General features: G+C 63.0%; 16 protein-coding genes. 7 read left to right on the forward strand and 9 right to left on the reverse strand.

The features are described 5' to 3' along the window. Positions 1 to 57 precede the first annotated feature (57 nt). Positions 58 to 264 carry a 50S ribosomal protein L31 gene (rpmE, locus tag ACMV8A_RS12355; RefSeq protein ID WP_495326141.1) on the reverse strand — a complete coding sequence of 69 codons (207 nt, stop codon included), beginning with the start codon at positions 262 to 264 and terminating at the stop codon, positions 58 to 60. Positions 265 to 462: 198 nt separating this feature from the next. Here rpmE and ACMV8A_RS12360 point away from each other — a divergent pair, with 198 nt between their 5' ends. Next, positions 463 to 2,937 carry a glycogen/starch/alpha-glucan phosphorylase gene (locus ACMV8A_RS12360; protein ID WP_495326142.1) on the forward strand — a complete coding sequence of 825 codons (2,475 nt, stop codon included), beginning with the start codon at positions 463 to 465 and terminating at the stop codon, positions 2,935 to 2,937. A 45-nt stretch (positions 2,938 to 2,982) separates the two neighbouring features. Here the strand turns inward: ACMV8A_RS12360 and rho are convergent, their stop codons facing one another. Both rho and trxA read right to left on the reverse strand, forming a co-directional pair. Next, complete coding sequence (gene rho, locus ACMV8A_RS12365; RefSeq protein ID WP_495326144.1) at positions 2,983 to 4,239, reverse strand: transcription termination factor Rho; 1,257 nt, start codon at positions 4,237 to 4,239, stop codon at positions 2,983 to 2,985. 202 nt (positions 4,240 to 4,441) lie between these two features. Beyond that, positions 4,442 to 4,768, reverse strand: coding sequence for a thioredoxin TrxA (trxA, locus tag ACMV8A_RS12370; protein WP_495326146.1), 327 nt, complete (start codon positions 4,766 to 4,768; stop codon positions 4,442 to 4,444). 141 nt (positions 4,769 to 4,909) lie between these two features. Between trxA and rhlB the strand changes: the two genes are divergently transcribed. Beyond that, complete coding sequence (gene rhlB / locus ACMV8A_RS12375; protein WP_495326147.1) at positions 4,910 to 6,181, forward strand: ATP-dependent RNA helicase RhlB; 1,272 nt, start codon at positions 4,910 to 4,912, stop codon at positions 6,179 to 6,181. A gap of 47 nt (positions 6,182 to 6,228) precedes the next feature. Here the strand turns inward: rhlB and ACMV8A_RS12380 are convergent, their stop codons facing one another. The 3 genes from ACMV8A_RS12380 to ACMV8A_RS12390 form a co-directional block, all read right to left on the reverse strand. Continuing rightward, positions 6,229 to 8,613 (reverse strand): response regulator, encoded by a 2,385-nt coding sequence (locus ACMV8A_RS12380; protein WP_495326148.1) that lies wholly within the window; start codon positions 8,611 to 8,613, stop codon positions 6,229 to 6,231. Beyond that, complete coding sequence (locus tag ACMV8A_RS12385; protein ID WP_495326149.1) at positions 8,610 to 9,509, reverse strand: ABC transporter substrate-binding protein; 900 nt, start codon at positions 9,507 to 9,509, stop codon at positions 8,610 to 8,612. The genes ACMV8A_RS12380 and ACMV8A_RS12385 overlap by 4 nt, the downstream gene beginning before the upstream one ends. Before the next feature lie 87 nt (positions 9,510 to 9,596). After that, positions 9,597 to 11,585: a TonB-dependent receptor plug domain-containing protein gene (locus tag ACMV8A_RS12390; RefSeq protein ID WP_495326151.1), complete on the reverse strand. Its 1,989-nt coding sequence runs from the start codon at positions 11,583 to 11,585 to the stop codon at positions 9,597 to 9,599. 131 nt (positions 11,586 to 11,716) lie between these two features. Here ACMV8A_RS12390 and ACMV8A_RS12395 point away from each other — a divergent pair, with 131 nt between their 5' ends. Continuing rightward, a complete protein-coding gene (locus ACMV8A_RS12395; RefSeq protein WP_495326153.1) occupies positions 11,717 to 12,097 on the forward strand; it encodes a YkgJ family cysteine cluster protein in 381 nt (126 codons plus the stop codon). A 16-nt stretch (positions 12,098 to 12,113) separates the two neighbouring features. On the opposite strand, the gene yrfG is transcribed toward ACMV8A_RS12395, so the two are convergent. After that, a complete protein-coding gene (gene yrfG, locus ACMV8A_RS12400; protein ID WP_495326155.1) occupies positions 12,114 to 12,788 on the reverse strand; it encodes a GMP/IMP nucleotidase in 675 nt (224 codons plus the stop codon). A gap of 118 nt (positions 12,789 to 12,906) precedes the next feature. On the opposite strand from yrfG, the gene nudE reads away from it, so the two are divergent. Next, positions 12,907 to 13,464, forward strand: coding sequence for an ADP compounds hydrolase NudE (gene nudE, locus ACMV8A_RS12405; protein WP_495326157.1), 558 nt, complete (start codon positions 12,907 to 12,909; stop codon positions 13,462 to 13,464). Then, positions 13,445 to 14,254: a 3'(2'),5'-bisphosphate nucleotidase CysQ gene (cysQ, locus tag ACMV8A_RS12410; RefSeq protein ID WP_495326158.1), complete on the forward strand. Its 810-nt coding sequence runs from the start codon at positions 13,445 to 13,447 to the stop codon at positions 14,252 to 14,254. Before nudE ends, cysQ begins: the two co-directional genes overlap by 20 nt. Positions 14,255 to 14,264: 10 nt before the next feature. On the opposite strand, the gene ACMV8A_RS12415 is transcribed toward cysQ, so the two are convergent. Further along, positions 14,265 to 14,456, reverse strand: coding sequence for a hypothetical protein (locus tag ACMV8A_RS12415; protein WP_495326159.1), 192 nt, complete (start codon positions 14,454 to 14,456; stop codon positions 14,265 to 14,267). Positions 14,457 to 14,493: 37 nt separating this feature from the next. After that, positions 14,494 to 16,383 carry an ATP-binding cassette ATPase Uup gene (uup, locus tag ACMV8A_RS12420; protein WP_495326160.1) on the reverse strand — a complete coding sequence of 630 codons (1,890 nt, stop codon included), beginning with the start codon at positions 16,381 to 16,383 and terminating at the stop codon, positions 14,494 to 14,496. A gap of 77 nt (positions 16,384 to 16,460) precedes the next feature. On the opposite strand from uup, the gene ACMV8A_RS12425 reads away from it, so the two are divergent. After that, complete coding sequence (locus ACMV8A_RS12425) at positions 16,461 to 16,901, forward strand: c-type cytochrome (protein ID WP_495326161.1); 441 nt, start codon at positions 16,461 to 16,463, stop codon at positions 16,899 to 16,901. A 204-nt stretch (positions 16,902 to 17,105) separates the two neighbouring features. Beyond that, on the forward strand, positions 17,106 to 18,443 hold the full coding sequence (locus ACMV8A_RS12430; protein WP_495326162.1) for a Fic family protein: 1,338 nt from the start codon (positions 17,106 to 17,108) through the stop codon (positions 18,441 to 18,443). The last annotated feature ends 279 nt before the right edge of the window (positions 18,444 to 18,722 follow it).

The raw sequence follows: 18,722 nt of genomic DNA on the forward strand, positions 1-18,722 counted from the left end.
CAAACGACGAGGGGTGTCCGGTGGACACCCCTCGCGTCAGCGCCGGTACCGGTACTGTTACTTCTTCATGCCGTACTTCTGGCGGAAGCGATCCACGCGGCCGGCCGTGTCGACAATCTTCTGCTTGCCGGTATAGAACGGGTGGCAGGCGGAGCAAACGTCCAGGTTCAGGTTACGGCCCACGGTGGAGCGGGTCTGGAAGGTATTACCGCAACTGCAAGTCACAGTAATCTCTTTGTATTCGGGGTGGATAGCCTGCTTCATGGTCACAACCTCTGTGTGGGATTCCATGCGTGCCGCCACCCGGACTCCTATAGCCAGGCACCGCACGCGAAAAGGCTGGCGATCATACGTAAATTCCCCGTTACGGGCAAGCTGGCGGCCAACCACGGTGTATAAGGTACGTCCACACGGGTTATCCTTACGCCCACAACCTTTCTCACCCAGGCACTGGAGCCGATTATGCCCAACAAGCCGTCCTCGCAAAGCTTCAAGTACGACTATCAGGGACTGGATGCGGCCTCCATCAAGCATTCACTGGCCAACCGCATGATTTTCTCGGTCGGCAAGGATTCCTACACCGCCACCGACCGTGACTGGTTCCACACCCTGGCCTATGTGGTGCGCGACCGCCTCATCGAGCGCTGGATGGAAACCATGCGCAGCTATTACACGGCGGACTCCAAGCGCGTCTATTACCTGTCGATGGAATTCCTCATCGGCCGTACCCTCACCAACAGCCTGCTCAACCTGGGGTTTTATGAGGAATGCGCCCGCGCCCTGCAGGAACTGGGGCTAGACCTGGAAGAGGTGGTGGAACTGGAGTACGACGCCGCCCTGGGCAATGGCGGCCTCGGCCGCCTGGCTGCCTGCTTTCTCGACTCCATGGCCACCCTGCGCCTGCCCGGCTACGGCTACGGCATCCGCTACGAATACGGCATGTTCCGCCAGAGCATCGAGAACGGGCGTCAGGTGGAACACCCGGACAACTGGCTGCGTTACGGCAATCCCTGGGAGTTTCCCCGCCCGGAGGTGCTCTATCCCATCAAGTTCGGTGGCCGCGTGGTGGAATATCCCAACGAGCGTGGTGAACTGCGCCACCGCTGGGTGGACACCGACGAGGTCATGGCCATGGCCTACGACACCCCCATCCCCGGCTACGGCGTGGATACCGTCAACAACCTGCGCCTGTGGTCGGCCAAGGCCACCCGCGACTTCGAGCTCAAATACTTCAACGAAGGCAACTACATCAAGGCGGTGGAGGACAAGACCCGCTCGGAAAACCTGTCCAAGGTGCTCTACCCGGCCGATACCACCAGCGTCGGCCGCGAACTGCGCCTGAGGCAGCAATACCTGTTCGTCAGCGCCTCACTGCAGGACATTCTCTACCGCTACCGCAAGGTACACGGCAACTTCGACCTGCTGGCCGACAAAGTCGCCATCCAGCTCAACGACACCCATCCCTCCATCGCCATCCCGGAGTTGATGCGCGTGCTGCTCGACGTGCACCACATCAACTGGGACAAGGCCTGGGCACTGACCGTCGGCACCTTCGCCTATACCAACCACACCCTGCTGCCCGAGGCGCTGGAGACCTGGCCGGTGGCCATGTTCGAAGAACTGCTGCCGCGCCATCTGCAGATCATCTACGAAATCAACCACCGCTTCCTGCAGGACGTGATGCACAACAATCCGGGAGATGTGGAACTGCTGCGCCGCATGTCGATCATCGACGAAGGCAGCGAACGGCGCATTCGCATGGCGCACCTGGCCATCGTCGGCAGCCACCGTGTCAATGGTGTGGCCGCAGTACACTCACAACTCATGCGTGACACCATCTTCGCCGACTTCCACCGCCACTTTCCCGGCAAATTCATCAACATCACCAACGGCATTACCCCCCGCCTGTGGCTGAACCAGGCCAACCGTGGCTTGTCCGCGCTGATCAGCAGCCGCATCGGTGAGGGCTGGAAGACCGATCTGGAGCAACTGCGCCGACTGGAGCCGCTGGCGGACGATGCCGCCTTTCGCGCCGAATTCCGTGCCGTCAAGCACGCCAACAAGGAACGGCTGGCCGCGCGGATTGCGCGCCAGCTCGGCATCGAGGTGAATGTCGACTCCCTGTTCGACGTGCAGATCAAACGCATCCATGAATACAAACGCCAGCTGCTCAATGTGCTGCACATCGTGACCTTGTACAACCGCATCCGCCGCAATCCGGAACTGGATATCGTGCCCCGCACCGTGATCTTCGGCGGTAAGGCGGCGCCAGGCTACGTCGCCGCCAAACGCATCATCCACCTGATCAATGCGGTCGCCGACATCGTCAATCACGACCCGCAGGTGCGCGGCCTGCTCAAGGTGGTATTCCTGCCCAATTACGATGTCAGCTCCGCTGGCGAGATCATCCCGGCAGCGGAACTGTCGGAACAGATATCCACCGCCGGCACCGAGGCCTCAGGCACCGGCAACATGAAGCTGGCGCTGAACGGCGCCCTGACCATCGGCACGCTGGACGGCGCCAACATCGAAATCCGCGAAGCCGTGGGGGACGACAACATCTTCATCTTCGGCCTCGATGTGCCGCAGATGAAGGAGACACGCGCGCACGGCCACAATCCGTGGGACTACTATCACGGCAACGGCGAACTGCGCGAGGTGCTGGACATGATCGGCAACGGCTATTTCTCGCCCGATGCGCCGGATCGTTTCCGCCCCACCGTCGAGGCTCTGCTGCAGGGCGGCGACCATTATCTGCTGCTGGCCGACTATGCCTCGTATGTAGCGTGTCAGGAGCGGGTGGCCGAGCTGTATCGCGACCGCGAGGAATGGACGCGCCGCGCGATCCTCAACGTGGCGCGCATGGGCCGCTTCTCCAGTGATCGCACCATCGGCGAATATGCCAGCGAAGTATGGGGTGTGAAACTGGGGAACTGAGCCAGCCGGCCACCCCCTACCGCGGAGTGGCCGGCCGGTGGGAAATCAGCGCTTCATCGAATCGAAGAAGTCGCCATTGGTCTTGGTGGCCTTGAGCTTGTCGAACAGGAACTCCATCGCCGCCAGCTCATCCATCGGATGCAACAGCTTGCGCAGGATCCACATCTTCTGCAACTCATCCACATCAGTGAGCAGCTCTTCGCGGCGCGTGCCGGATCGATTGATGTTGATGGCAGGATAGATGCGCTTCTCGGCGATACGGCGATCCAGATGGATCTCCATGTTGCCGGTGCCCTTGAACTCTTCGTAAATCACGTCGTCCATACGCGAACCGGTTTCCACCAGGGCGGTGGCGATGATGGTGAGCGAGCCACCCTCCTCGATGTTGCGCGCGGCGCCAAAGAAGCGCTTCGGACGGTGCAACGCATTGGCGTCCACACCACCGGTCAGCACCTTGCCGGATGACGGGATCACGGTGTTATAGGCGCGGCCCAGGCGGGTGATGGAGTCGAGCAGGATCACCACGTCCTTCTTGTGCTCCACCAGGCGTTTGGCCTTCTCGATCACCATTTCAGCGACCTGCACGTGGCGGCTGGCCGGCTCATCGAAGGTGGATGACACCACCTCGCCGCGCACCGAGCGCGCCATTTCCGTCACTTCTTCCGGGCGCTCGTCGATGAGCAGGACGATGAGGAAGCATTCGGGATGGTTGTGGGTGATGGAGTGGGCGATGTTCTGCAACAGCATGGTCTTACCGGCCTTGGGCGGCGAGACGATGAGGCCGCGCTGGCCCTTGCCGATGGGCGCCACCAGGTCGATGACGCGGGCGGTGATGTCTTCGGTACTGCCGTTACCTAGTTCGAGGTTGAGGCGCTCGTTGGGATGGAGCGGTGTCAGGTTCTCGAACAACACCTTGTTCTTGGCGTTCTCCGGCGGCTCATAGTTGATGGTGTCGACCTTGAGCAGAGCGAAGTAACGCTCGCCTTCCTTCGGCGGCCGAATCTTGCCGGTCACCGTATCGCCGGTGCGCAGATTGAAACGGCGGATCTGGCTGGGCGAGACGTAGATGTCATCCGGGCCCGCCAGGTAGGAACTGTCGGCGGAACGCAGGAATCCGAAACCATCCTGCAGGATTTCCAGCACGCCATCGCCACAGATATCCTCGCCGCCCTTGGCCGTGGCCTTGAGCAGGGAGAAGATGACGTTTTCCTTGCGTGAGCGCGAGGCGCCTTCGATGCCGAGGGACTCAGCCAGTTCGATCAGTTCAGCTGCGGGTTTTCTCTTGAGTTCGGTCAGATTCATGGTCAAGCCGTTGGATGGAGCGTGGATGGAAACGTGGCAATGGGGGTGTTCGGGAACGACAGGGAAGCCGCGTCGGGCTGTTGATTCTGTCTAGGGGAATGGCCGTCCGGCCGGTGCTAGTTCTTATATCTTCGAGGAACTGCGGGGAAATCTACCACTATCTGCACACGGCGTCCAGCCCCTGCCGGACGCCGCGCGGTACTTACAGATTGCTGTCGATAAAGGCGGTCAGCTGCGACTTGGACACGGCGCCGACCTTGGTGGCCTCGACATTGCCGCTCTTGAACAGCATCAGGGTGGGGATGCCACGGATGCCGAACTTGGGCGGCGTATTGGGGTTTTCGTCGATGTTCAGCTTGGCCACCTTGAGGCGGCCGCTGTACTCCTCGGCAATCTCGTCGAGAATCGGTGCAATCATCTTGCACGGACCGCACCAGTCGGCCCAGTAATCCACCAGCACCGGGCCTTCGGCCTTGATGATTTCCTGCTCGAAGGTGTCGTCGGTTACGTAAACGATTTTGTCGCTCAAGGGTATTGCCTCCATCGCGCCCGTGACCGCAAGCAAGGCGGTCGGGCTTGTTTGTTGTTGAGCCTTGGGCCCACATTTGAGCCGAATCCGTCCCGCATTGCAAGCCCACAACCGGCGCGTTTTTGGTATGCTGCTTGCCCCATGAGCGAAACGCATCTCACGGACACCCGCTTCAAGGACTTCGATCTTCCGGCATCGTTGATGCAAGGCATTGAAGAGGCAGGCTTTTCAAATTGCACGCCGATCCAGGCCAATACCCTGCCCCTGGCCCTGCAGGGGATGGATGTGGCCGGTCAGGCACAGACGGGCACCGGCAAGACGGCCGCTTTCCTCGTTGCGCTCTACAATCACCTGCTGCGCGACCCCGGCGCACCGACGCGCCGCATCAATCAACCGCGCGCGCTGATACTGGCGCCGACGCGTGAACTGGCGATTCAGATCCACCGCGATGCGGAAACTCTCGGTCGCCACACCGGTCTCAGACTCGGCCTCGCCTACGGCGGGACGGGCTACGAACAGCAACGCAGCACCATCGAGCAGGGTGTCGACATCCTCATCGGCACACCCGGCCGCCTAATCGATTATTTCAAACAGCATGTATTTGACCTCAAGGCCATTCAATCGGTGGTGGTGGATGAGGCCGATCGCATGTTCGATCTCGGCTTCATCGCCGACCTGCGCTACATGCTGCGGCGCATGCCAGCGCCGGAGCAGCGCCTGAGCATGCTGTTCTCCGCCACCCTGTCGCTACGCGTGACCGAACTGGCCTACGAACACATGAACAACCCCACCCTGGTGGAAGTGCAGCCGGACAAGGTCACTGCCGATCGGGTCAAGCAGGAAGTCTATTTCCCCGCCAGCAACGAAAAGATCCCGCTGCTGCTCGGCCTGCTGCACAAACTGCAGCCCACCCGCGCCATCGTCTTCGTCAACACCAAGCGCGCCGCCGACCGGGTGTGGGGCTATCTGGAAGGCAACGGCTACAAGACCGCCATCCTCTCCGGCGATGTCCCGCAGCAGAAGCGCCAGCACCTGCTGGCCCAGTTCGAGTCCGGTGCCTTCCCCATGCTGGTCGCCACCGACGTGGCGGCACGCGGTCTGCACATCCCGGACGTCACCCATGTGTTCAATTACGACCTGCCGCAGGACGCGGAGGACTACGTGCACCGCATCGGCCGCACCGCACGCGCCGGCGCCAGCGGCGAAGCGCTCAGCTTCGCCTGCGAGGAATACGCCTTCTCCCTGATGGATATCGAGACCTACGTCGGTCACAAAATCCCGGTTGCCAGCATCAGCAACGATCTCCTGCTGGAACCGCAGCCGCCGGTCAAATCGGAATACCGTCCACGTCCCGATCAGCGCGGCGGACCGCGCCGTTCCGGTGGCGGTGGTGGCGGACGCCGTCGTCGCTAGCGACGAACAACCTCCGAAGAACTGAATACGCCCAGCCAGCCCTGGCTTCAACCAAGCTTCGCCAGTAACTCCAGCAGTTGCGCCTGCTCCACCGGCTTGGGCAGGAAGTCATCCATGCCGGCCGCCAGGCAGTGCTCCCGATCCTCCACGGTGGCATTGGCCGTAAGAGCAAAGATCGGCGTATGGTGCCCTGCCGCCTCCTGCGCACGCCAACGTCGTGTGGCCTCCAGCCCATCCACTTGCGGCATGCGCATATCCATCAGAACGGCATCGAATTCACTGCGCGCAAGCATGGTCAGGGCATCGGCACCGTTTTCCACCAGCACCACCCGATGCCCGGCCTGCTCCAGAAAGCTTCTGATCACCAGCGCATTGATGCGGTTGTCCTCCGCCACCAGGATGCGCCGCCGCCTGGTTGCCGGGGGCGTTTGTTCCGTCGTTGTCTCCGCCGCTGTACCGGCGTTGGAAACGTGCGGCAGACGGCTCAGTGTCAACAGGCCATCACACAGGGATTCCAGCGTTACCGGCTTGTTCATGTGACCATCGAACAAAGAGACATCGGTGTCACCATTGAAGAACGTGACGTGACACAGCAAGGGGCGCGCAGCGCCCTGCTGACGGCGCAGAGTACGCGCCAGGTTCAACCAGGAGGCCTCACGTCCCTGCTCCACCAGCAATACCATGAGCGGCTCGGCACTGGCGGCGACCAACCCCGGCACGGCTTGCGCATCGGCGGTTTCCTGCACCACCAGGCCGAGCCGCTCCGCCAGATCCCGCAGGGCGCGGCGCCCTTCGTCATCCTGCTGCACGATCAGCAGCGGCCGGCCCAGCAGTGCCGCGCCATCGGCGATGGCCGGAGACAAGGCCGCTGTCTCGATGCCCCAAGGCAGTTCAAACCAGAACAGACTGCCTGCACCTTCACTGCTGTGCAAACCGATACGCCCACCCATCAATTGCACCAAATCACGGGCAATGGTCGTGCCCAGGCCGCTGCCGCCGTATTTGCGGGTGTTGGACGAGTCGATTTGGGTAAAACTGTCGAACAGGGTCTGCTGCCGATCCGCAGGAATGCCGATGCCGGTGTCCTCCACCTCGAAACGCACCCAGCAGCGGCCGTCCTGCCCGGTTGTCACAGGCAGGGAGAACGCGCGCACCACCACTGAACCGGTTTCCGTGAACTTGATGGCGTTGGACACCAGGTTGATCAGCACCTGGCGCAGCCGCAACGAATCGCCCTTGACCCACTCCGGCACATCACGGCCGGAGTGGCAGATCAGGTCCAGCCCCTTTTCATGGGCCGACGAGGCCTGCATCAGCGCCACCTCGTCCAATACCTGGCGTGGCGAGAACACCTGTTCGATCAGCTGCAGCTTGCCGGCCTCGATGCGCGACAGGTCGAGTATATCGTTGAGCAGTGTGTGCAGTGCGCTGGCCGCCAGCGACAGATTGGTGACATAGGCGCGCTGGTTGGGCTGCATGTCGGTCTTATCCAACAAGGCCAGCATGCCGATAATACCGCTGAGCGGCGTGCGTATTTCGTGGCTCATGTTGGCGAGGAACTGGCCCTTGGCATGGCTGGCCGCCTGGGCGCGCTGCCGCTCCTCATCCAGGGCACGGTTCTTTTGCTCCAGCGTCAGCAGCGTCTCGCGCAGTTGCGCAGTGGCGGCATCGATGCGCCGCTGCATTTCCTCACGCCCCGCCGCCAGTGCGGCGATCATGCTGTTGATACCCTGCGCCAGGGAGTCGATCTCGCCACCACCGCGCGCCTGTACCCGGACATCGAGATTGCCGCGCGCCACCTGTTGTACGGTATCCGTCATGGCAACAACCGGACGCGAGATCTGGTAACCGATAAAGATGGCAAACAGGCTGGTGACGAACAACAATAGGCTGGTGATCACCAGAGATTTCGCCATCACTTCTATGCGGCGGCGCGCATTGGCCAGGGTGGACATTTCCACGAACACCCAACCAACGATCCGCTCCTGCGTACCGCCATCCTCGGCGTCGGGAAAATCGCTTACCTGCAGGCGGGTTTTGAGGATCGGCGCACAAAACAGCAAAGCCATCCTGCTGGCCTCACACACACCCTCGGCATCGGGCACGGTGGGCGACTGATCCCAGTCGACACGTATCCGGCCTACCTGCAGGCGCAAATCCTCCGCCTCGTCGCGGATGCCGATCCAGGAGACGTCCTCACGCTGCAACACCGAGGTGGCGATGCGTGAGAGCATCTCGTGATTACCGGTGACGACACCATACTCGCTCGCCGGCGCCAACTGGCTGGCGATGATCTGCCCCTCTTCGCGCAAGGCGCGATCCAGCGCACCCAGCTGCAAGCTGGTGAAATAGGCCGACAGCACCAGGGCAATGACGGTGCCGGGCAGCAGCGCCAGCAACAGCACCTTGCGCGTAATGCTCCATGACTTCATGGCGCCCCCTCCAGTTGCCGCAGCTCCCGCAGCAAGCGCTCTTCGGTCGGGAGATTCACTTCCAGGGCACGCGCCACCTGATAATTCACGGAAACGCTGTAATAGGAAGGGTAACGCGGCGGCGGTAACGTCACCGGCTGGGCGGCCAAGGCGGCGAGCACCATCTCGCCGGCCTCCTGGCCGAGTTGCTCCGGTGTCGAGTGCACGGCCATCAGTGCCCCGGCCTTGGCCAAGGCCTGGGAGTAACCGATAAGGGCTATACCGCGGTGATAGGCATCGAGAATCAGGGTGCGCGCCGTATCGGCATTGACCACCAAGGGATCGGGCAAGGCCAGCACTACCCCTTGCGGGCGGCTCACCCGCTCCAGCGCACCGGTCAGCGCCAATCCGTCATCCAGCGTTGCGGTCTTCACCTCCAGTTGCAGGCGGCGCCCTTCGGCAAGCAACTCGCCCTCCAGGGCCGATGACAAAGGCCCAAGGACCGCACCCACCTGGCGGCGCTCCGGCAAGGTCAGGCGCGCCAGTAACAGATAGCGGCGTACCGGCTGATCGATGTACAGGGCGCCCAGTCCCGCCGTCCCCTGCGACAGCGCGGCAAACTCGCCGTGTGGCAGCAGCACGCACAACAGCGGCGCTGTCCGTGGTGCTGCGGCCAATGCCTGCGCCGCTGCGGTACCTACCGCAACCAGCAGGGCCGGCGCGGGGCCGGCATCGGCCTGGTGTTGTTCCAAGGTGCGGTAGATCAGTTCATGGCCTGAGCGTCCGCGCTCCAGTGTCTGGCGCATGGCCACGAACACGGCACGGTGATGGGCGCTGTCACCACCGACCACGATCACCCGCGGCGGCGCCGCCAATGCCGGCGGCAGCAGCGTCAGACAAAGCAACAGCGCCAGCACGAGCCTCCTGCCCGTACCTGTTGGCGGCATCCTTTCCCTGTTCAGTCGCATGGCTGGTTGGCTGCGTCCGGCAGCAATCCTCTCCCTTTAGGGCAAGCGCAATTCAAGCCCGAAATAGAAACGGCGTTCCTGGAACACATCGTTGGTGTAATCGAAATACGCGCCCAGGAAATCGCGCACGGTGAAGAACACGGCGCCCTCGGCGCCCGTGCCGCGCAACTGCTTGCGCAGGGTAAAGTCAGCAGTGGTGTAGCTGGTAGTATCGCCACCTATCCACTCGACATCAGTGACATGGTACAGCCCCAGGCTGGCCCGCCAGTTACCGGGAAAGCTGTTGGCCAGCAGCAGGCTCAGGGTGTTTTCCGGCGTCGCTGTCGACAGGTCGCCCTCTCCAACGATACGGCCTGATGCCTTGGCATGAGCATAGGCGATGCTGATCAGGCTGCTGTCCGTCGGCTCCAGGCGGGCCTGCAACTCGAACCCGGTGAGGGTGTTGTGGCCGTCATTGGTAAATTTGTAAGCCGTGCCATCCTGATAGAGGCCAATGAGATCACGCGACTTCTCATGAAACAGCTTGATCTCGTAATTGTAGCGCTGCTCCGCCGCATGCGCGCCGAAGGCCAGTTCCAAGGACGTCATGTGTTCTGGCTTCAGGTTGCCGTCGCTGGAATATAGCTGGCGGATAACGGTACCTTCGGGAAAGCCAAAGACGGTGGTCGCCAGACGCGCCGCGTAGTCGGCCTTCTCCTCGAACAGCGCCGGCGTGCGATAGGCCTCGGTGTAACTGGCGCGCAGATAGCGCCCCTGCTCCAGCTTGTAGTTCAGCGCCAGACGGGGCGAGGTGCGGGTGCCGTTGAACTCGTTGTGCTCCACCAGCGCGCCGACATTCGCCGTCCAGCGTGCCGTCGGCTGCCATTCAGTATTGGCAAACAGGCGGTAAAGGCTGTGCTCGAATGTGTCAGGTGACCCCAGATAGCCTGCGGCCCGGCTGCGATCCAGGCGGGCCTCGGCGCCCCAGACGAAACGCCAGTCGAGAGCGGGGGCAAAGGTGTGCGCAAACTCCAGATTGTAGCGCTCGGTTTCGATGCTGTTGTTCACGTCAATATCCAGCGGCACAATACCAAACGGCGGTATGTCTACTGGAAACCCCAGCAATGCATACTCATCCGTATGTTTCTGGTAGCTGCGATAGAATTGCAGGCTGAGTTCCTCGATCGAGCTGAGGATGCTCTTCCAACCCAGCTGCTGAAAATTCCCGTGGGACTCCTGCCAGCGGGGCGGATTCTCCACCTGGTCATCGCGCCCCCGCCCCCGCGGCCCCTCGCTGTGCCCCCACTGGAAGGTGAGATAGTCGTTGACCGTGGCGCGGTAGTCGCCGCGCAGGGTCAGGGCGGTGGTGCGTTGTGCGTCATAGTTCGTGTGGGCACCATTGTTGTCCCAGTCGTAATCACGCGAACCGCTGTCCTGGCGATGTTCCACGGTGACGCGGTAGTCGAGGGCGCCGCTGTTGCCGGCATAACGCAGCGTGCCCTTGCGGAAGTCGTCGTCGCCCAGGGTGCTCTTGAAGCTGAAACCCTGCACATCGGCCGGGTGGAAGGTGATGATGTTGATGACGCCGAGGAAGGAGTTGGCGCCGTAGGCCACGCCGTTGGGGCCACGCGTCACCTCGATGCGGGCAATGTCTTCCAGCGATACCGGCAGGTCCACCCAGTCGACGCCGCCGGTGATCGGGGTGTAGATGGAGCGGCCATCCACCAGCACCTGCATGCGGCGGGCAAAGGCATCGCTGGCGCCGTGGTAGGTCACCGAGGTACGTGCATCGCGGTCGTGGGCCACCTGAAAGCCCGCCACCAGGCGGAACAGGGAGGGGATGTCGGCGACGCCGGCCGCCTCGATCATCTGCCGGTCGATGATGGTCACCGCAGCCGGCACGTCGGCCACCGGCTGTGGCAGGCGGGTGGCGGTCAGGATGACCGGCAGTTCGGCGAAGAAATCCTGCTCGGCCATGGCGAGCACCAAATCATCCGCCGCCAGACCATTGCCGGCCAGCGCCGCGAACCCCAGCAGCCCCCCCACGGCCTTACCAATGTTTTTGCTGTTTGTACTCCCCACCGCATTCCCCCCGACCGCGGTACGACAAATGCCGTGCTACCATAGCACCCATCTGCCCGCCGGGCCTGTCATCAACTATCGTGAAGCAACCTCCGATGTCCGCCGAGAACAAGTGCAGCCTCTGCCGCAACTCCAAATGTTGTACTTATATCACCCAGCAGATCGATACGCCGCGTTCGATGCACGACTTCGATCATCTGCTGTGGCAGATTTCGCATCATAACGTGTGTATCTACAAGGATGAAGACGGCTGGTATCTGCTGGTCAACACGACCTGCCGCCACCTGTTGCCCGGCGGCGGCTGTGGCATCTACGAGGAACGGCCCAATATCTGCCGCCAGCACTCCAACGACTACTGCGAATACGACGCCCCGGCGGAGGACAGCTTCAAGAAGTTCTTCGACAGCTACGAAAGCCTGCTGGCCTACTGCCGCAAGCGCTTCAAGAAGTGGGACAAGCGCTTCAAGAAGACCTGACCGCCCGCCGCCGGGCCTACTTCGGCATGATGTCGCCGAAATCGGCGATGGCGGGAAACTCGGCCACCTCGCGCAGCGGCTGCCGGCTATCCGGTTTGGCCACGGCGCGCAGGTGGCCGATGCCGTAGTGCTGCGCCGAGCGCAGCACCGGCAGACTGTCATCCACCAGCAGGGTACGGCGCGGCGCAAAGGGTTCACGCCGCTGCATCTGCTCCCAAAAGGCCAGATGCTCCTTGGGCAGACGGAACTCGTGGGAACAGACGATGGCGTCGAAATGCCCGGCCAGGCGGGTACGCTCCATCTTCAGCTCCAGACTTTTCATGTGGGCATTGGTCACCAGCACCACCCGTTTGCCCAGTCCCCGCAGCCGCTCCAGAAACTCCGGCACCCGCGGATGCACCGCTATCAGGTGGTCCACCTCCTCCTTGAGCAGGGCGATGTCCAGCCCCAGCTCGCGCGTCCAGTAATCCAGGCAATACCAGTCCATGGTGCCGGCCACGGCGTGAAAGCGCGGATAGAGCTGGGCCTTGGCCTGCGCCAGGTCGATACCGTTCTTTTCGGCATAGCGCCGCGGCACATGCTCGCTCCAGAAATAGGTGTCGAAGTTGAGGTCGAGCAGGGTACCGTCCATGTCGAGCAGGACGCTGTCGATCTCCTCCCAGGGCATGGGGCTGTCGTAGGGCGTAGTCATGGGCGGCATTGTACTGCGGGGGCGCCGGGCCATGTCACCCCAAGCGGGCAGGTTTCACCCCCATGGCGGCTCGGGTATCATCAGCCGGCCGGGGCCATGCCCGCCAATTGACAGCCTGATGCGCGAGAAACCCAGGATCCTGCATACCAAGACGCTGGTCCAGACACGCCTGTTTCGTATCGAACAGGTCGACCTGCGCTTTGCCAACGGCGTCGAGACCCGCTTCGAACGGCTCATCGGCGGCCCGCGCGGGGCGGTGCTCATCGTCCCCCTGCTGGATGACGACACGGTGCTGCTGATCCGCGAATATGCCGCCGGTGTGGACCGCTACGAGCTGGGCCTGCCCAAGGGGCGCATCGAGGGCGAGGAGGCCATCCTAGACGCCGCCAACCGCGAGATCATGGAAGAAATCGGCTACGCGGCCCGAGACCTGCACCACCTCACTTCCCTGTCCCTGGCCCCGGGCTACCTCGGCCACACCACCCACGTGGTGCTGGCGCGCGGCCTCTACCCGCACAAGGTGCCGGGCGACGAGCCGGAAGAGATCGAGGTGGTGCCCTGGCCGCTGAGCCGACTGACCGAACTATTGCAACAAGACGATTTCACCGAGGCACGCAGCATCGCTGCGCTGTTCCTCACCCGGGAGCATCTCCAGCATGAGCCACCACCCGCATAACGATCCCTGCACCCTGCTCACGCCGGCCATCGAGATCGCCATCGAGGCCGGACGCCGCATCATGGAGATCTATGAAAGCGATTTCGCCGTCGAACACAAGGACGACAGCACCCCGCTCACCGCCGCCGACACCGCCGCCCATCAGATCATCGACGCCGGCCTGCGCGCCCTGACCCCCGACATCCCCATCCTGTCGGAGGAGAGTGCCGACATCCCTTTCAGCGTCCGCTCCACCTGGCAACGCTACTGGCTGGTCGACCCGCTGGACGGTACGCGCGAATTCGTCAAGCGCAACGGCGAATTCACCGTCAACATCGCCCTCATCGACGGGCAGGCGCCGGTGCTGGGCATCGTCTATGCGCCGGTGCTGGGCATCTATTACTACGCCTGCCGCGGCCAGGGCGCCTGGAAACGCGACTCCGTCAACCAGCCGGCGCGCCTGCACTGCCGCCGCTGGCAGGGCGGCCGCACCGTCATCGCCGGCAGCCGCTCGCACCGCGGCGCCTCGCTGGAAACCTTTCTCGCCAATCTGGGGGATTACGAACTGATACCGATGGGCAGCGCACTGAAATCCTGCCTGGTGGCCGAGGGCAAGGCCGACATCTATCCCCGCCTCGGCCCCACCTCGGAATGGGACACCGCCGCCGCGCAGTGCATCGTGGAAGAGGCCGGCGGCCGTCTCACCGACACCGCCATGCAGCCGCTGCGCTACAACACCAAGGACTCGCTGCTCAATCCCTACTTCTTTGCCTACGGCGATGCAGCGGTGGACTGGTCACGGTATTTGTGAAGGTCAGCCCCTAGTTCCTGTCATACACCGCCATAATAGCCTTCAACTCCGCCAGCACCTGCTGGCGCTGCTCGGCATCCAGCCCCTCCACCTGCACCACCGGCTGGCCCGCCTCCAGGGCGGCGATGGTGCGGCGTACGCCATCGCAACCCAGCTGGCACAGGGTTTCGACACAGTGATGGATGCCGCTGCTGTCAGTCATGAAGGAACTCCGGGCGGGACGGTAAGGGAAATATACATCATCCCTGCTGTTGCGCCTCCAGCATTTCCCAGCGCTCGTAGGCGGCCGTGAGCTCATCCTCCACCGCCGTCAGGCGCTCCTGCGTGGTGGCGGCGACCGCCTTGCCCTGCTGGTAGAAATCGGGGGCGGACATGGCCTGGTGCAGCGCCTGCTGCTCCGCCTCCAGCGCCTCGATGCGTTGCGGCAGGGTCTCCAGTTCGCGCTGCTCCTTGTAGCTCATCTTGGGCCTGGCCTTGGGCTTGTCGCGCCGCTCCGCCGGAGCAGCGACTGCAGGGGCCTTCTCCGCCGGCGTGGATGCACGTTGGCGCAGCCAGTCGTCATAACCACCCACGTAGTCGCCGATGCGGCCCTCGCCCTCGAACACCAGGGTGGAGGTGACCACGTTGTTGAGGAAGGCACGGTCGTGGCTGACCACCAGCAGGGTACCGGCATAGTCCACCAGCAACGACTCCAGCAACTCCAGCGTCTCCATGTCCAGGTCGTTGGTGGGTTCGTCCATCACCAGCACATTGGCCGGCTGGGTGAACAGGCGTGCCAGCAGCAGGCGGTTGCGCTCGCCGCCGGACAGGGCCTTCACCGGCGTGCGCGCCCGCGCCGGGGCAAACAGGAAGTCCTGCAGGTAGCTCATCACGTGCTTGCTCTGACCGTTGACGGTGATCTGCTCGCTGCCCTGGGCCACGTTGTCCAGCACCGACATCTCCTCGTCGAGGATGGCGCGGTGCTGATCGAAATAGGCCACCTCCAGTTTGGTGCCGAGGCGCACCGTGCCCTCCTGCGGCGCCAGCTGGCCGAGCAGCAGACGCAGCAGGGTGGTCTTGCCGGCGCCGTTGGGGCCGATGATACCCACCTTGTCGCCGCGCATGATGACCGTGGAAAGGTCCTTGATCACCGGCTTGCCATCATAGCTGAACGACACATGCTCGGCCTCCACCACCAGCTTGCCCGAGCGCTCCGCCTCGTTCAGTTGCAGGCGCGCCGTGCCCTGGCGTTCGCGCCGATCTTGCCGTTCGCGCCGCATCGCCTCCAGGGCGCGCACGCGGCCTTCATTGCGCGTGCGCCGCGCCTTGATGCCCTGGCGGATCCACGCCTCCTCCTCCGCCAGCCGCTTGTCGAACAGGGCATTGGCGCCGGCCTCGGCGTCCAGCGCCTCCTGCTTGTGGCGCAGATAGGTGGCGAAATCGCCCGGCCAGCTGGTGAGGCGGCCGCGATCCAGTTCGATGATGCGGGTGGCGAGGCGTTGCAGGAAGGAGCGATCGTGGGTGACGAACAGCAGGGTGCCGTTGAAGCCGAGCAGGAACTCCTCCAGCCAGGCGATGGCGTCGATATCCAGATGGTTGGTGGGCTCGTCGAGCAGCAGCACATCGGGACGGGTGATCAGCGCCTGCGCCAGCAGCACGCGACGCTTGAGGCCGCCGGAGAGGGCGGAGAACTCGGCATCGGCGGGCAATTCCAGGCGCGACAGCACCGTCTCCACCTCGCGGTTCAGCTCCCAGCCGCCCGCCGCCTCCAGCCGGTGCTGCACCTGCTCCAGCTTGCGCAACATCGTGTCACTGCAATCCACCGCCAGCTGCTGGCTGACATGGTGATATTCCGCCAGCAGCGCACCGGCCTCACCCAGCCCCATCGCCACCACGTCATAGACCGAGCCGGTCATGCCGTGCGGCACTTCCTGGGTCAGGCGCGCCACCTTCAGCGTTCCCTGGCGCACGATCTCGCCGTCGTCCGGTACGATCTCGCCGGCCAGTACCTTCATCAGCGTGGACTTGCCGCTGCCGTTGCGCCCGACCAGGCACAGGCGTTCGCCACGCTCGATGGACAGATCCACACCATCGAGCAGGGCCGGCCCGCCGAAACTGACCGTAATACCGCGCAAACTCAGTAACGCCATCGCCTCACATCCAACCCGCCGAAAAGGGGCTATATTCTGTCACGCCGGCCCCGCCATACCCACACCGGAGGCGATCGATGCCGCAAATATCTGCTCGCCTGGTCCCGCTCCTCTTCGCCCCGGCACTGCTCCTGGCCGCCCCGGTGGACGACCTGGTGGAATACCGTGTACGCGTCATGGAGAGCGCCCACCGCCAACTCCAGGCGGCGTCCTCCATCGCCGTCGATGGCGTCCCCCTGACCCACCACTTGGCCGCCCATGCCCGCAGCCTCAAGACCTTCAGCACCCTCATCCCCGAGCTGTTCCCGCCGGGCAGCCGCACCGCCAAGAGCGAGGCAAAACCGGAGATCTGGCAGCGCTGGGACGACTTCATCGCCCTGGCACACCGGCTGGGCGACAACGCCGACGCCCTGGAGCGCGCCGCCCGCGACGGTAACCGCAAGGCCATGGCGCAGGCCTACCGCGACACCCTGGACAGCTGCCGCGCCTGCCACCGGGAATTTCGGCTGCGCCAATGAAAAAGCCGCGCAAAGCGCGGCTTGGGACGAGGGTGGCGCTGTCATCCAGCAGGCCTCGATCGGGGCCAGTTCGCCGCCCATGGTGATGGTTGATATATACCCATCGATATCTATCAATAAACAAATAGTTGATAAATACTGCTTGTCCGCTACAATTCTATCAATTTCACAAATTCTGATAGAAACCATCCCATATCTATCACCATGAAACCACTCCAATCGCCCCCGTCGACCGAAGCGCTGATGCGCTCCTGTCCGGCAGACGTCGCGGTACGGCTGTTCGTGGGCGAGGTCGGGGTGACTCACCAGGGCCAGTACCTCCACTGGGACAAACTACGCCATCTACAACCGCCACCGGGACTTACAACGGCGCAATGGTGGCTCGGCATCAAGATTGCGCGCCGCAAGCAGTACCGAAAACTGCCCCTGCTGGATCTCAAGGGCCAGCCGTTCGTCTATGCCCTGCCAGATTGCGTGCTGGCCAAGCTGCATACCATCGACAGCCTGGCCAGCGGACGACTGTCCCTGGGCGCCCATGTGGCCACCGAGGAACACCGGGATCGCTTTATTTTCAACTCGCTGGTCGAGGAGGCTATAACCTCCAGCCAGCTGGAAGGGGCCAGTACCACCCGCCAGGTCGCGGCTGACATGATCCGCTACCAGCGGAAGCCGCAGGACAAGAGCGAGCGCATGATCCTCAACAACTATCTGGCGATGCAGTCGGTGCGCGAGATGAAGGGGCACGCATTGGACTTTGCTGTCCTGATGAACCTCCATCGCACCCTTGCAGACGGTACCCTGGCACAGGCGGATGCCGCCGGCCGGATACAGCAGCCAGGGGAGGAACGCGTCGAGGTGGTGGACCACCGGACCCAGCGGGTACTGTATACGCCGCCACCCGCCGAGGGCCTGCGCGAGCGGATGGACACCCTGATTGCTTTTGCCAATGCGGAAGACGACGACGGTGGTGGATTCATCCATCCCGTAGTGCGGGCCATCATCCTGCATTTCTGGCTGGGCTGGCTGCACCCCTTCGAGGACGGCAACGGCCGTACCGCCCGCGCACTGTTCTACCGCACGATGCTGCATCGCGGCTATTGGCTGTTCGAATTCATCTCCATCTCACGCATCCTCAAGCAGGCGCCGGCCCAGTATGCCCGCGCCTTTCTGGAAGTCGAGAGCGACGAAAACGACCTGACCTACTTCATCGTTCACCAGCTCGGCGTCATCGAGCGGGCGCTCCAAGACTTAGAGGTCTATTTGGCGCGCAAGGCCGAGCAGGTAAAACGCATCGAGAGCAGACTGAAACGTTCCGACCTCAATCACCGCCAAATCGCCCTGCTCTCCCATGCGGTGCGGCACCCGGGGCAGGAGTACACCGTGAAGTCCCATCAGAGCAGCCACCGCGTAGCGTATGCCACGGCCCGAGCCGACCTGCTGCAATTGGCGGAACTCGGCCTGCTGTTCCAGCGGCGCATTGGACAGAAGACGCTCGAATTCATCGCACCAGAAAACCTGGAAGAGAAGATAGGGAAGCTCTGAATAAGTTCAGAGCCTCCCTAGCAAGCGTGGTGCGAAACCTACCCTAGAGACTCACGCGCAAGTCACTGGCGCCAAAGGCCGTCTACGTGTGCTCCGGCGAAGAAATTGGTGCCGGTTTCGAAGAACAGAGAGCGAAAGGGAGCCCAACCGGCCGGCTTCCGGGCGCCATGATTTCCAGCGCATGGCACACGCGGAACGGCAACGAACACACCACGTGGTGTCGCGAAATCTGAAAATAAAACGCCCAACCGGAGAGGGTTGGGCGTTGAATGGTGGTGG

This window comes from Sulfurivermis sp. (assembly GCF_059410345.1).

What these genes read in the sequence shown, in the direction of transcription:
- rpmE (WP_495326141.1), bottom strand. Translation starts at nt 264, where the DNA reads ATGAAGCAGGCTATCCACCCCGAATACAAAGAGATTACTGTGACTTGC.
- ACMV8A_RS12360 (WP_495326142.1), top strand. Translation starts at nt 463, where the DNA reads ATGCCCAACAAGCCGTCCTCGCAAAGCTTCAAGTACGACTATCAGGGA.
- rho (WP_495326144.1), bottom strand. Translation starts at nt 4,239, where the DNA reads ATGAATCTGACCGAACTCAAGAGAAAACCCGCAGCTGAACTGATCGAA.
- rhlB (WP_495326147.1), top strand. Translation starts at nt 4,910, where the DNA reads ATGAGCGAAACGCATCTCACGGACACCCGCTTCAAGGACTTCGATCTT.
- ACMV8A_RS12380 (WP_495326148.1), bottom strand. Translation starts at nt 8,613, where the DNA reads ATGAAGTCATGGAGCATTACGCGCAAGGTGCTGTTGCTGGCGCTGCTG.
- ACMV8A_RS12395 (WP_495326153.1), top strand. Translation starts at nt 11,717, where the DNA reads ATGTCCGCCGAGAACAAGTGCAGCCTCTGCCGCAACTCCAAATGTTGT.
- yrfG (WP_495326155.1), bottom strand. Translation starts at nt 12,788, where the DNA reads ATGACTACGCCCTACGACAGCCCCATGCCCTGGGAGGAGATCGACAGC.
- nudE (WP_495326157.1), top strand. Translation starts at nt 12,907, where the DNA reads ATGCGCGAGAAACCCAGGATCCTGCATACCAAGACGCTGGTCCAGACA.
- cysQ (WP_495326158.1), top strand. Translation starts at nt 13,445, where the DNA reads ATGAGCCACCACCCGCATAACGATCCCTGCACCCTGCTCACGCCGGCC.
- ACMV8A_RS12415 (WP_495326159.1), bottom strand. Translation starts at nt 14,456, where the DNA reads ATGACTGACAGCAGCGGCATCCATCACTGTGTCGAAACCCTGTGCCAG.
- uup (WP_495326160.1), bottom strand. Translation starts at nt 16,383, where the DNA reads ATGGCGTTACTGAGTTTGCGCGGTATTACGGTCAGTTTCGGCGGGCCG.
- ACMV8A_RS12425 (WP_495326161.1), top strand. Translation starts at nt 16,461, where the DNA reads ATGCCGCAAATATCTGCTCGCCTGGTCCCGCTCCTCTTCGCCCCGGCA.
- ACMV8A_RS12430 (WP_495326162.1), top strand. Translation starts at nt 17,106, where the DNA reads ATGAAACCACTCCAATCGCCCCCGTCGACCGAAGCGCTGATGCGCTCC.